General features: G+C 58.1%; 8 protein-coding genes. 1 reads left to right on the top strand and 7 read right to left on the bottom strand.

Features of this window, described 5'->3' with window-relative positions; translation table 11 throughout:
- Positions 1-172: 172 nt before the first annotated feature.
- A complete protein-coding gene (locus HMPREF2526_RS02065) occupies positions 173-1,942 on the top strand; it encodes a DUF262 domain-containing protein (protein WP_070545543.1) in 1,770 nt (589 codons plus the stop codon).
- 345 nt (positions 1,943-2,287) lie between these two features.
- Here HMPREF2526_RS02065 and HMPREF2526_RS02060 read toward each other — a convergent pair whose 3' ends face one another.
- From HMPREF2526_RS02060 to HMPREF2526_RS02030, 7 genes are all read right to left on the bottom strand, one after another.
- Positions 2,288-3,424 carry a DUF3322 domain-containing protein gene (locus tag HMPREF2526_RS02060; protein ID WP_070545540.1) on the bottom strand — a complete coding sequence of 379 codons (1,137 nt, stop codon included), beginning with the start codon at positions 3,422-3,424 and terminating at the stop codon, positions 2,288-2,290.
- On the bottom strand, positions 3,411-6,809 hold the full coding sequence (locus HMPREF2526_RS02055; RefSeq protein WP_049156821.1) for an ATP-binding protein: 3,399 nt from the start codon (positions 6,807-6,809) through the stop codon (positions 3,411-3,413). The genes HMPREF2526_RS02060 and HMPREF2526_RS02055 overlap by 14 nt, the downstream gene beginning before the upstream one ends.
- Positions 6,802-7,467 (bottom strand): DUF4194 domain-containing protein, encoded by a 666-nt coding sequence (locus tag HMPREF2526_RS02050; protein ID WP_046647072.1) that lies wholly within the window; start codon positions 7,465-7,467, stop codon positions 6,802-6,804. Before HMPREF2526_RS02050 ends, HMPREF2526_RS02055 begins: the two co-directional genes overlap by 8 nt.
- Positions 7,464-8,936 (bottom strand): DUF3375 domain-containing protein, encoded by a 1,473-nt coding sequence (locus HMPREF2526_RS02045; protein ID WP_070545537.1) that lies wholly within the window; start codon positions 8,934-8,936, stop codon positions 7,464-7,466. The genes HMPREF2526_RS02050 and HMPREF2526_RS02045 overlap by 4 nt, the downstream gene beginning before the upstream one ends.
- Positions 8,937-9,072: 136 nt before the next feature.
- On the bottom strand, positions 9,073-9,306 hold the full coding sequence (locus HMPREF2526_RS02040) for a hypothetical protein (RefSeq protein WP_070545535.1): 234 nt from the start codon (positions 9,304-9,306) through the stop codon (positions 9,073-9,075).
- Positions 9,299-9,628: a hypothetical protein gene (locus HMPREF2526_RS13585; protein WP_232760893.1), complete on the bottom strand. Its 330-nt coding sequence runs from the start codon at positions 9,626-9,628 to the stop codon at positions 9,299-9,301. The genes HMPREF2526_RS02040 and HMPREF2526_RS13585 overlap by 8 nt, the downstream gene beginning before the upstream one ends.
- Before the next feature lie 683 nt (positions 9,629-10,311).
- Positions 10,312-12,576: a DEAD/DEAH box helicase gene (locus tag HMPREF2526_RS02030; protein ID WP_070545531.1), complete on the bottom strand. Its 2,265-nt coding sequence runs from the start codon at positions 12,574-12,576 to the stop codon at positions 10,312-10,314.
- Between the last annotated feature and the right edge of the window lie 357 nt (positions 12,577-12,933).

Here is a 12,933-nt window from a genome sequence, read left to right as displayed (position 1 = left end):
GATGGCAAGTCCGATTTCCGCGGTACGGCAGATGAAAATAGGGGAGCAAACTTGTAAGCGCTAGCGTGCGGGTTTGCTAATATGACGTGGAGCACTTTTGTGCGGAAATGTCATCGCGCTTCTTTGGGGGCTATAGAACCACAAAGGGGCACACTAATCCTAAAGGATAGTTATGCAATTTGAAGCAGTTTCCAGACCTTTGCAAGAGATACTTATAGTGGGTCAGCATGTGATACCTCGTTATCAACGCCGATATGCTTGGGACGAGCTTAATATTGAAGAATTCTGGAATGACCTTAGGAGCAACCAACAGGGCCACTTCCTCGGAAGTATGGTCGTATGTGGGCCGCGGTCAGGCGAGATGGAGATTATCGACGGGCAACAGCGAATTACGACAGCACTAATCTTGCTCTCTGTATTGCGCGACGAATATATCCGACTCGAGGAAACAGCGCTTGTTGGTGGTATCGAACCACTAATAAAGTACGTTGACCTTAATGGTAAAGAACGATTCCGCCTCGAAAATCGGGACAGTTCTGCGAACGATAGGTTGGTAGAGTCGGTTCTCACTCCCGAAAAGAAACGTCAGTACCCAAATGGACAGTACCTTGACTCGCTTGAAGTTGCGGCTAGGAATAAGTTTGAGGCGCTCATTCATGCTCAACAGGAGAGGACGGGCGACTCGGTTTCAGTACTAAACGAAATGCGAGACTCTTTGGTGAAGGCAGAGGCTGTTTATGTGTGGGCTGATAGTAGGCGTGATGCCTTTGGGGTATTTGAGACTCTAAACGATCGCGGGCAAAGTCTAACGGTTGTTGACTTGGTTAAGAACACAATTTTATCACGGCTAGCTGAGCGAGCCGATCGGGGGGATGACAAAATGTGGGCGAAAGCGATTGACCTTGTTGAGCAATCGGAGCTTGACAATATTGACTTAAATCAATTCTTGTATTATCACTGGAATTCAATTGCGCAGAATGGCGCTGTAGCGGGCGAGCCTGTGGAAGAAAAGAAAATCCGACGTTCGGTTGAGGAATTCTTGGAAGGGGGAACATGCTCGGAAGAGTCTGCGAAATTCTTCCTTGAAGAGTTTTTGCGATCCGCCTACATTTTTGAAGCCTTAGGTAAGACTTTGACCACCGGTGGGGCAGCGGAACCGTGGAAAGAGCTATCGGAAGGGGTGGGTTGGCACCAACAAAAATTCGATAAAATAGCGTGGGCGCTTTATGGGGTTCTGGTTTCTGGAGCCGCTCAACCATTTATGTTACTTCTGGCACTAATGCGAAAGTACCTCGAGAAAGATGGTTGGATGAAAAGCGCTGATTTGATTGCTTTTCTCCAAGAGATTAAGAATTACCAATTTCGATGGTCGATTGCGGGTAAAGGATCAACTTCGACGCACAGGCGCTTGTATCGCAAAGCTGCTACCATGGTTTACCTTGCTGAAAATGCTGGAGATCTACGCGCCGCGATGCAGGAGTTTCAAATTGGCGCCTCGAAGAAAGGGGCGACAGACCACCAGTTCAAAGCAGGTCTAGGGAAGTTAGTTTACTCTAATTCTCGTAGAAAAGATGTTCATAAGATCCGGTACATTCTTCGAGAAATTGAAACAAATAAGTCGGTAAGAACTCTTGATTTTTCAAAGCTGCAGACGATTGAGCACATTGAACCTCAAGCTAACAAATCCGAGAATACTCCTCGAAATAGTTGGGTATTCAAACTTGGCAACCTGATGCTATTGCCTGGTGAGGTGAACAGTACGCTTCCTAATGGTTTTGCAGATAAAGCGCCAATTCTGGCGAAATATACTGGTGCTCATGACAATGTTCTTCTTCAAGCAGTATCGGATGGCGCGTGGGGAAATGAGTTAGCTGGAAAGCGGCAAGAAGCTATTGAGGACTATGCATGCGTAATTTGGCCGAAGGCAAAAGAGATTGATTGATAGAGTTGAAACAAGATCGTTTCGCTCGCCAGTTACTAGGTTTTGATACCCGTTGACTCGGCAATCATGCTTGCATGTAGCTCACTGTCCAGCAATGTAGGTTTTCTTTTGCCGTTCGACTGCAGCCGTAGGTTTGAGATCACCAGAGTCTGACGAAATCCCACTTAATGTTGAGTATCGCAGGCAACGTTGGAAGTGATAGCGATGGATCTCTTGATGGAATCGGGCAAAATGGGACATGATTTGGCGTAGGAGCAGCTCTACGATATATATCGTCGCTCGGCCCTCACCAAGGCTACGGGCAGGTGAGGGCCATTTTTCTAGCGAGTTTGGGAACTGGTGCCGCTATGTTGGCCCGAGTCGCTTTTTAATAGCATCACTCACATACGCAAACGGAATCCGCTCCTGCTCAATGCGCAGTCGGCCCTCGGTGAAGAGCAGGCGGTAGGCGCGCTGCTCTTCGGTGGTGAGGTGGGTAAGCGTGGCGGAGCCGTCGCCGGGGTCGGGGACGGCTAGGTGCTGGAATGTGGTGACGGTGGCGGTGTCCATGAGTAGTGACGTCGTGTGGGGGAAGTGGGCACGCACGGCGTTGAGGATGGCAAAGCCGGCGGCATCGAGGTCGCCCCAGTAGGTGATGTCGGCTTGGTGCAGCCAGTTCAGTGCGTGGAGTTGGTGGGCGGCAGTGCCGGAGCCGAGGAGGGCGATGGTGGGAGGGGAGGCGTCGGGAAGCGCCGGCAGGGCCAGGAAGGTCTGCTTGTTTTCCACGATGAGTACCCGGGGTGGGGTGTCGGGGAAGAGTTCGGCGGCGTCGGCGAGGGGGATTTCGATATCGGGGAGTGCCGGTGCGTGGTTGAGGTAGCGCAGGCGCAGGCGGGTGTCGCTGCGGCGCAGGCCCAAGTCCGTGATACCGAAGGGCGCGAGGAGCGCCAGGAGCAGGCGGCGGTGGTTGCCAATCCACTTGCCATCCACGCCTTCCACCGGCACGGCGCGCTCCCACTCGCCGGAATTAGGGTTTGCGCGCAGCCAGCGCAGGCACGGCCCCAGGCAACGCAGGTCGTACGGGCTTAAGTCTTTCCACTGGTTGTAGGAGCGGTGGACGGTGTGGGTGAAGTCCGGGGACTCCGGGAAGATGGCGGCGATGTCCTGGGCGCGCTGTTGGGCGGTGGAATACTCGCGTTCCAAGCCGGCAGCGGTGGCGATGCGTTCGGCGCCGTTGATTGTGATGCGGGTCGGGACGTTATTGGTGCCCAGGCCCGCGCGGGACCAATTGCGGGACTCGTAGATGACTTCCTCCTGGTGCGGCCAGCGCTGCCAGGCGCGGATGAAGTCTTGGGTGGTGCCAATATCGCGGGCGGCGGCCGTGGCTGTCGGTGGGTGCAGCGGCCACGCCAGGTGCAGCGAATCCGGATCGGACAGTGCTTCAGCGAAATGGTTGCGCAGGTATTTCGCCGCGTGCACCTGCAGGTCTTTAGGCATCCGCATCGGTGGGCTCCTCAGGGTGGGGTGGTTCGGGGTTGGGGGAGGAGAGGATGGAGGCGTCGATAAGTGAATAACCTGTGCGCGCCTGCGGGCGGCCGTTGATAATCGGCTCGTCGTAGTTGACCACGATGGTGCCATCCACGTAGGGCGAGAGCGTCTGGATGAGCTTGAAAGGCGTGGCCAGAATCATGTGGAAACCAAAGGAAGCAAAGACGGACATGGCCGTGCGGGTAAAGGTGGGATCGGCGCGGTCAAAGGCCTCGTCCAAGATGATGGAGCCATAGGTGGGCACGTCCTGGTCTGGCTCCGCCAGGCGGAAGCGCAGGGCCGCTGCCAGGCAGAAGAAGACGAGTTTTTGCGCTTGGCCGCCGGAGAGCGAGGCGGAATCCTGATAGGTATTGGCTGTGGTGCCGTCGGGGTAGCACTCGCGGCCGATGAAGCTGACGTGGCGACGGGTATCCAAGACCACGTTGCGCCAGCGGATATCCTCCGGGTGGCTCGAGCCCAGGCGGCTCAGAATCTTGTCCAGGGCGTGGTAGCGCTGCAGGGCGGCATCGTGCTCATCCTTGCTGATTTCGGCCAGGCTGTGGGAGGTGGCGGCATCGAGGTCCCGCTGGAAGTCGTGGACCACCTGGCCGCGGGCATCCTTGACATCAATGCGCAGGGTGCGCTCACCGTTGAAGGGCGAGCGCTCCAGGGACTTGTTGATGAACTCCATACGCGTTTCAATATCGCTGCGGGCATGGCGCAGGGAGGAGGCAAGGTGGGAGAGGTTCTGGACGGTCTGGCCGTTGAGCAGCTCCAGGAAGCGGGCGCGGAAATCTGCCAGGCGGTCAGCTCGTAGGTACTTCAGCTTCTCTATGCCTTCGCCGGCGAAGCTGGCCTGCGGTTCCAGGTCGGCGGCTTCTGCTGGCCACTGGGACAGGTAAGCGTGGAGGACGGAGACGATCTTGCCGTTGGCGTCCTCGATGCGGCGCGCGGCGGTGCGGGCGGCGTCCTGCAGGTCGGCCTGGACTTCATCGCGCCGGGCATCGATGTTATCGATGGTCAGCGTGCGCTTGCCCTTGTGTAAGGCCTCCTCGACGGCTTTCGCTATGTCCTTGTCGGCGATTTCCGGAACGGTACCGATGGCGTGGCGGCGCTCGGTGGAGCGCTTCAGCTCGCCTTCGACGTCACCGAGGTGTTTCTGTGCCTGGTTGAGCCGGGTGCGGGCAGCCTCCAGCTTTTCCTTCGCGTGCTGATGTGCGGCGGCCAAGGCTTGGGCTTCGGGGGAGGATGCCAGGGAATCGTATTGCGCTTGCAGGTCCTGCTTGCGGGCTTTCGCGGAGGCGGTGTCAATGTCCTGGAATTTCGTGTCCAGCACCTGCTGGGCTTTATCGCGCTGGGTGCGCAGGATGTCCATCTTCCGGTTGAGGTTATGGACCTGCCTGGCGGTGGCGCTGGCGGTGGCTTTGGCCTGCTTTAACTGGGAGCGCAGTAGCTCAATCTTGGCGGTGTTGGTGGAACCCACCCGGTACCATGCGGTACCGGCAAAGCGCGTGCGGTCATCCTTGATGAAACGCGTGGAGCCGTCCTTGTCCTTGGGGCGGCTTTCCAAGCCATCGCGGGTAACGGCGGGAGTTGTGGTGACCTTGTCCAGTTCCGCTACCGACTCCACGCATTCATAGTTGAAGCGGCGGGAAATGTGTTGGCGTACCCACGCCGTCATGGGGTGATCCTGGAATTCCAGCTTGTGGATGAGCTGCCGCGGGCTGCGCGCGGAGGCTGGCGCCGACGTGAACTCCGGGATGGTGCGGTATTCCAGACGGGTACCCACGTTGCGGGAGTTGACCCACTGGTTAATGGCTTTCCGGGCTTCCTCCGGCACGAGGAGGGTGGCGGCGAAACCGTGCAGGAGCTTTTGGATGACCGGCTCCCAGTCCGCCTGCTGCGGGCTGATGTCGATGAGCTCGCCGGCGAAGGGAAGCTCGGATTCGGCGTAGCCGGTATCGCGGGCAAGTTGGGAGCGCAGCTCCACCAGGGCCTTGTCGATGTTGGTGCGCCGCGAGCTAAAAGAGCGCAGCTCGCTATCGAGCCGGGCGCAGGCGGTGGCCGCATCGCGGGCGGCCACGCCGGCTTCCTGCTGCTGGTTCGTCAGATTGGCGGAGTCGGTTTCGAAGTCGGAGAGGCGCAGCTGGGCGTTGGCCTGCAGCTCTGCGAATCCTTGCGGGCTGAGCTCATAGTGTTCGGTCCACTCGCCCACGGCAGCCGCAAGGCGCTGGAATTCTTTGGAGCGGTGTTCAATCTCTATGTCGGCGGTCTCCATTTTGGCGCGCAGGGCATCGAGCTCGCCGGCGCTGAGCTGGGAGACGGCCATCGCGGCGCGGCGCTCTGCATCATCAAGGTGGGCGACGTCAGCCTCGAGGGATTCCACTTCGGATTGAGCTTCTACCTGCTGGGCGCTCAGCGCACGGATGTGAGAGTCCAGCTCTTCTGCCACCAGGCGGGAGCGCACGGCTGGCAGCGCCTCGTTCATGGCCTCGGCTTTGTGCTTATCTGCCTCCGCGGTTGCGCGCTGGGCATGCAGCTGGGGTAGGGGAGCGAGCGTATCAATCTGGGCCTTGACGTCTTCGACCCGCAGGTACGCCTGGCGCAGATCCTCAAATTGCTCCACGGCCTCCTCCGCTCTGGAGAAGGTCGAGGGCTTGTCCAGCATGTAGTCCCGGAAGAGCTGATCCAGGCTGGAGAGCGACTTCGCGGACTGCGTGCGGTGAAGAAGCAGCTGGCCCTCCACGTTCTTGATGCCAAGGCGTTTGCGGAAACGATCCGCAAACGTGGCATATGTCGGCGTAAAGGACACGCCGGGTCCCTTGTACAGGGCCTTGATCTTGCGGGTGTCCAGGCTGCGGGTGAGCAAAGGGCTGAGCTTATCGACGTCCTCATCACCCGGCACCAGCCCATACAACTTCTTGATCTGGCCGACTGAGTTCTCACCGCCGTTGAGGCGGAAGATAGCTATGAGCGTGTGCTGCTTGCCCGCGCCATTGTCATAGGTCAGGGCAACCACCGAGTTGGTAGCGCCCTCCCGCAGGTATTCGGGGGCGATCTCACCGGTCTGCGCGTTTTCTTGCTGCCGCCAGGCACCGCGTACATAGGAGACCAGGCTGCGCCCGTTGTGCCGGCCTAGGTCCTGCTGCGACGCCGCGTTGAACTTCAGGTGGCTCTGTGGAACCAAGACCGCCGACATCGCGTCCAGCAGCGTGGACTTGCCGGAGCCCGAACCGCCGGTGATGAGGAAACCTTTGCGCGCCACCGGGATGGAGAAGTAGCCGTGGAAGGTGCCCCAGTTGATCAGCTGAATGCGGCTGATGCGGAATTGGCCGGGGTACAGGCTGGTGTGGCTAGTCATCGGAAGCCTTCTCCTTTTCCTCGTCTACCTGCTCTTCATCGGCTTGTGCCAGGCGGGCGTATTCATCGCGGATGGCGGTGACGGTGGAGGCGTCGAAAAGCTGGCGGAGCACCGGTGAGACCTCGAAGCGCCCTTCGGTCTCGGTAGCACTCAGCAGGGAGTAGTCGTTGTGAATGCGGTTGATGGCGGCGTTGAAGCGGCGGTTGAAACCGGCTTCATCACGGTTGTCCACTGCGCGGACGTAACCGATTCCCTCCCGGAGATCCTCGACGTCCACGATGACCCGCTCGCCGGGCAGCGCAAGCCCCAGCTCTTGGCGCAGGTTCAGCAGGATCGCGGTGTCGATGTGCTTGAGCTTGTCCGTGCGCAGCACCTGCGGGATGCTCAAGGTTTCTTCCTCCACCATCCGGGTAAACGCGAAGCCCTCGGTCTCGTCCACGACGAGTTCCAGAAACACCTCATGCAGCCGGGCGCGGAGGTTCTCCTCATCCGAGATGATGGCGGCCCACAGCACCGGTTCCTTCTGCGCGCGAATGAGCGGGCCCTGCAGGAGCTGCACTAACGCGCGCCGCGAGTGGTAGGTCAGCGAGCCTTTATCGTGCTCCCACAGCGGTGGCTCGTGTGCGGAATCGACGCGGGGAGTGTGTGCGGCGGTCACTGTAGCTCCTTAACGGTGGTGTGATCGAAATACTTGGCAGGGATATGGGCGCAGCGCACGGTGCCGTCCTCCTCGGTCCATGTGACTTTCTCACGCGATGGACGTAGCACGGGCACCGGGTGCTGGTCGGCGATGTGCACCAAGCCCACCACGCTGGCAAGGCCCTGGGTTGGTGGATGGGCTTGCAGCACCTGGCCGATCGTGCAGGGGCCGGACTGGGCGACGGCCCCGCGTATCGCCTCGTGCAATTCCTCGAAGTCAATCTCCGATTCGCGCACCAGCTCATATAAGGCTTGCGGGTCTTCTGCCTCCGGCTGGTATGCCTCTGGGGTTTCTTCCACGATTTCCCGTCCCGGGTTGGCTAGGCGGATACGGGAGACGGAGTGAATCGACATACCGATGCGCTGTAGCGGTGTCTCCATCCGGTGAAAGGCTTTGAGCTCGGAGTGTTGCGCGGCATCGATAGCCATGCCGCGGGCCTCCCGCAGTAGCTCAATCATGCGCCGGTCTTCCGCGAACTGCTCGGAGGAGACATAGTTGCGCAGGCTGCGTGCCAGCCCCGTCATGGTCTGGTTGACCTCGAAGCTCGTTTCCTCCATATCGCGAAAAAGCCTGCGCAGCTGCTGCCGCCTGTCCGCGGCCAGCGCCTGCCCGGCCTCGCTATCGAGGACCTCCGTGATCCACTGGTCCAACCAGGCGCTGCGCTCCCTATCCATCAGGAGGGAATAGAAGCCGCGGAAACTGCGCCCTGCGTCCGACTCCGCGATGTGGTCGACGCCGTTGAAGATCTCCTCCAGCACCTCGCCGCGATAGCCCTCTGGATCCAAAAGCTGGCGGCGCAGCTGGTGGTTGAGGGCTTCAAGCTCGTGGCGCACCCGGGCGAAATCGCTCGGCACGGCCATGGCCATGTTCAACACGTCTTGGACGCGTTCTTCTGCCTCCGCGGCGGTGAGCCTTTCGAACTGCCCGCGGCGGGCTTTCTCAATTTCACGGTCGATGCGGTCGCGTTCTTCCTCCAAGCTGGCTACGCGGCTAGCAATGTCCTCGTTCGTATCCCGCGCTAGCCTTTGCAGCGCGGAGCTAATCGATTCCACGCGTGACGCCGTCACCGTGGTCACCGGTGCCTCCCAGCGCTCAATGGCTTCGAGCGCGGACAGGGCCTCCTCGCTGGGTTCGAGCGTTTCACCGTGGGAGCTCTTTCCGGATTTTCTGATGAGCCACCCGGCCTTGACCCAGTCATTGCAGTAATTCTGCGGCGTGCGAGGCATGGAAAACTCACTGGCCAACACCTCGAAATCGGTGACCATGAGCTCATACACCTCCGCCGCTGGGCGTGCCCTGGTGCCGCGCGGGAAGTACTCCGCGATCAACGCCAGAATCACGGGAGCGTTATCCGCGGCCAGGAGCCGGATCGCGGCGGAATCGCGCATCAAACGCCGCAGCGATAGGGCGCGTGCTTCAACAGACATGTCTTGATTCTGACAGGTGTGCCGGACATGCGCAGCGAAGACTGGCTCAAATATTCGAAGCCCGCTGTCTGGCATTCGACCTGCAGAGTGCAGGTCGAAATAATCACGCCCATGGCGGCGGGCCATGAGTGAAGCTTTAAGCTGCGTTCACCTGGTCGTCTTCTATCTCTACGCGGCCCATGAAATACCGGGAATGCGACTTTTTCAAGGATTCCAGGGAAGGTGCTGAAATATGGGCGATCTCAATATCAGGATCGTCGATCGCTGCTTCGCGGCGGAGGCGTTCCTTAAGCGCTTGCGTCGAGTCCGAGAATTGTTTGATGAAAGACTCGCCTGAGCGACGCTTGTAAGTGATTATGAAATCAGTCATTAATCTGTTCGCTTTCGATTGGCAGGCCAGGAAGGGCGTCTTGTAGTTTTCTCAGCGCTTTGAGGGTCTCATTGTTGTTCTCGGCAGTGTCTGCCAATTCTAACTCATAGCTCGCCATGTGCATATAGAACTTGGCTCGTTCTCTGTGTACTCGTGGGTCTACTGGGATGGCTCGTGATGTCGCGGCGATGGTCTGCAAACCACTTTGTGCTGATTCGTATCCCTCCTCCAGATCTGTCTCTATGCCGTAGAACTTGTCGGAGACTTCGAGCAAGTTTGCCCAAATAGATTGCAAGTTCCGGATTCGCTGGGCGGTAGTCATCTTCGTAGCGAATTCGTCGGCCGGTAAGGTCTGCCAGTTTTTCAAATGTATTCGCCCATTCGGCTTGGGGCTGGGTACGCAATTGAATCTCCACGCGACCGGTAGGTTTGCTGGTAATCCATACATGCACCGCACGGTATCCTCGCTGGGGATTAGAGAGATAGTTCTTGATGGTTACTTCGGCATTGACTTGCTTGACTAGAACCTCGCTAGAACCTCGATAGCCTTGGCAATATCTAGCAGTACAGAGTGAGACGCGCCCAAATCGAAACGAACACCGGCGAAGTCCACTGCATCGCCGATAAGCGGGATCCTCTCTTTAATTTGTCTGCGATGGATGACCTAGTTTTGACTCGGGCAGATTGTACTGCCTCGAAAGGTCCTCGACCGTCAGCGTCTATGGATTGAACCGCAGACGAAACGAGCTTCGTAGTTTCGTCTTTGAGCCATTCGTACCAAGCGATGATTTCTTCTTGGCAATCGGGCGGTGTACTGCGCTTTCCTACATAGAACTCCCCTAACTTGTCAATTTGTGAATTTGAGAAGGGACGCTTTTTGCAAAGGAACGTGGCGTCCGTATTTGTTTCATTGCTCACTTTTAACCTTTCCCCCGAGCAACGCACAATGATTTCAGTTGTGCATATCCCCTAACTTAGTAGCAATCAGTCAACCATGGGGCAGCTCTAACTGTTGTTGCGAGTGAATCCCTGCTTGGCTATGGTCGAGCTCCTCTTCCTGAAAGCCGAGGCGAGGGCAGGGACGTTGGCATCGAGAAAGTCGTGGACGGTGGCAGAGATGCTTTCCTTGTCATCGGTATCGCGAGTGACTCGGCCAACCTGCTGAATGACAACGCCGCGGAAGCTTACTGGGGCGGCCAGCACAAGAGTGTCCAGTGCGGGAAGATCGATGCCTTCGCCGGCTACCTGGGACATGGCTAAAAGGACGAAATGCGGTGTGGTGGCAAGCTGTTCACGCACGGCCTGCCGTTCAGTGGCTTTCTGTCCGCCGTGGAGTTGGAGGACGGGGAAGGGGGCGTCGGTAAGCAAGGCGCTGAGGGCAGCGAGGTGTTCGCGTCTTTTCACTAGGACGAGGACAGTGTGCTCGCCCTGCGCGGCTTGTGTGATGACATCGGCGATGAGCTGGTTGCGGTGCTCATCCACCGCCAGAGCGGTGTCGAGGTCGGGCCAGAAAAGGTAAGGAGCATCGTAGGTGAAGTCCGTGTTGTGGACTACATAGTTGCGTTGCCCAGGGCGATCAAGCTCGACGGTATGGCGGATAGGGCCGCAAATGAGAGGCAGTAACTTATCAAGACCGTCGGAACGGTACGGAGTCGCAGTCATGCCGAGTATAAAACGAACGTTGAGTTGCGCGAGGACATTGGTTAAACCTGCAGCCCCGACCCGGTGGCATTCGTCAACGATGATGTGGCCGTAGCCGGAGAGAAAGTCAGTCTTGGAATCACTACGGCTGATGGACTGCGCTGTGACAATGTCTACCACGCCGCTGAGCTTCTTCTTAGCGCCGGAGTATTGCCCGACGTGGACATCTGGAAGAAACTGCTTGAGTGCTTTGTTCCATTGGGTAGCAAGCTCCCTCGAAGGGACGATAACTGCGGTGGGCACTGACCGCTGGGCGATGATTGCACAGGCCATGACGGTCTTTCCAGTGCCGGGAGGAGCAATGAGCATTCCAGACTTGTGTTTGAGCATCTGTGTGACGGCGGAATGCTGGTAGGGGCGTAGTTCGCCGGCGAAGGATGCATCGATGCGCTGTGGTTTCGGCGTATGGCCGCGGCGGGTGACGGTATATCCTGCGGTTTTCAGAATATCGAGGACGTCATCGAGCGTGCCGCGGTCGAGCGTGAGGATCTGGTCCTTCTCATCAAAGCGCACGATGATCCGTGGAGTTCCGAAGGTGGAGAAACGCTGGGCTTGCTTGATATAGAACTGCGGGTTAGCAATAGCGCCGAGGTGTCGCAGGGCCGAACGAGTGGTGGCGTCGACGCCCGATAAATCGACGTGGACGTGCGAATCGTGCGTGACGTGGACTTTCCCAGAAGCCTTGAGCCTCTTTAGTTCTGCGCGGGTTGGGGCCTGGGGAAGGGATGTCTCGGGATCGGGCTGAAGCTCAGCGTAGATTCTCTTGAGTTCGGCGAGCCCCGATTTCTTCGTCCTAGCCAGGGCCTCGAATTGGTCAGGCAATGCTTGAAAATCACTGTCGACGAAGACCGTTGTGCCTTCGGATCGATGGTGGCCAGCCAATGGGAGGGCAATCAGGTTGCCGAAACCGCGGCCTTTCGCCGGCAGAGTGTCTTGGGAAGGGAAGAAACGGTCGAAACTGGAGAAGTAGGAATCCGGGCTAGCTTTGGCAAGAAGTCCGATGCCCACGGAACGGGCGAGGCTGGCAGGAATAGGTTCGTCGAAGAATACCCAGACGTGAGCTCCGTTCCCAGAGCGTGAAACCTCTATGAGTGGATCGAGTCCATGGTTCTTACATTCTTCGGAGTAGGCGCGGGCGGCTTGCTTGAAGTCGTCATCGTCGAAATCGCAGACTAACAGCCGGCAGCTATCATCTGTGCACAGTGGGTAAAGACCAACGTGGAAGTGGTTGTCCCGGCGCAAATGCCCTTCGATCACCTTCGGTGTTAAGGGTTTCAGGTCGGGGTTTCTTCGGTCATAGTAGCCATTGCTGGCCGGATACCAGGCCTTCTTTTCCGCAGTATTTTTAGCCACTGCGTAGACGTCTGTCCTCCCCGCGAAGTAATCCATGAAGAGCGCAATCTTCTCCTCCGGTGAGCGCCTTTCAGAATGAACGTTAGCCGGCGGCGGTGTGTCTGCGGGACTAGGGCGCGAGGGCGCATGACCGAGGGGCTGCAGCAGCTGGGCTACCTGGGATTCTAGTTCGCTAACGCGAGCTTCAAGCGCTTCGAGGCGTTCCTGTTCAGTCATGGCGTGTGTTCCTTGTGCGTCGGAACTAGTTTATATGACGGCATGCGGCTAAATGCCTTGTCGGTTTGGCGTTGTATTGCTTAGACTTAATCGCACGACGATCCGGTCACCGGAACGTTGTCGCCTGGAGCCGCGTAGGCTCCAGAGCTTTTTGCAGAGGGCGACTGGGGTCGCAGTGATAGGCTGCGCGCTTCAAAAGACAAGCCTTGATTCTGACAGGTGTGCCGGACATGCGCAGTATGTGGAGCATTGAGGTGGCCTCTAGCCATTCGTGCGCAACTTGGTTATCCTTGAGGGAAGTTTCACTTGTAAGCGAAAGGCGTTTCAGGTGTAAGTGTCACGCTGGGAAAGGAGCGC

The organism is Corynebacterium sp. HMSC070E08, from assembly GCF_001808895.1.
Taxonomy (GTDB): Bacteria; Actinomycetota; Actinomycetes; order Mycobacteriales; family Mycobacteriaceae; genus Corynebacterium; species Corynebacterium hiratae.
Note: the sequence above shows the minus strand (reverse complement) of the source record. Positions and strands in the feature narration are given on the sequence as shown.

Excerpts from the sequence above, each read along its gene's own strand:
- HMPREF2526_RS02065 (WP_070545543.1), top strand. The coding sequence starts at position 173 with ATGCAATTTGAAGCAGTTTCCAGACCTTTGCAAGAGATACTTATAGTG.
- HMPREF2526_RS02060 (WP_070545540.1), bottom strand. The coding sequence starts at position 3,424 with ATGCGGATGCCTAAAGACCTGCAGGTGCACGCGGCGAAATACCTGCGC.
- HMPREF2526_RS02055 (WP_049156821.1), bottom strand. The coding sequence starts at position 6,809 with ATGACTAGCCACACCAGCCTGTACCCCGGCCAATTCCGCATCAGCCGC.
- HMPREF2526_RS02045 (WP_070545537.1), bottom strand. The coding sequence starts at position 8,936 with ATGTCTGTTGAAGCACGCGCCCTATCGCTGCGGCGTTTGATGCGCGAT.
- HMPREF2526_RS02040 (WP_070545535.1), bottom strand. The coding sequence starts at position 9,306 with ATGACTGATTTCATAATCACTTACAAGCGTCGCTCAGGCGAGTCTTTC.
- HMPREF2526_RS13585 (WP_232760893.1), bottom strand. The coding sequence starts at position 9,628 with ATGACTACCGCCCAGCGAATCCGGAACTTGCAATCTATTTGGGCAAAC.
- HMPREF2526_RS02030 (WP_070545531.1), bottom strand. The coding sequence starts at position 12,576 with ATGACTGAACAGGAACGCCTCGAAGCGCTTGAAGCTCGCGTTAGCGAA.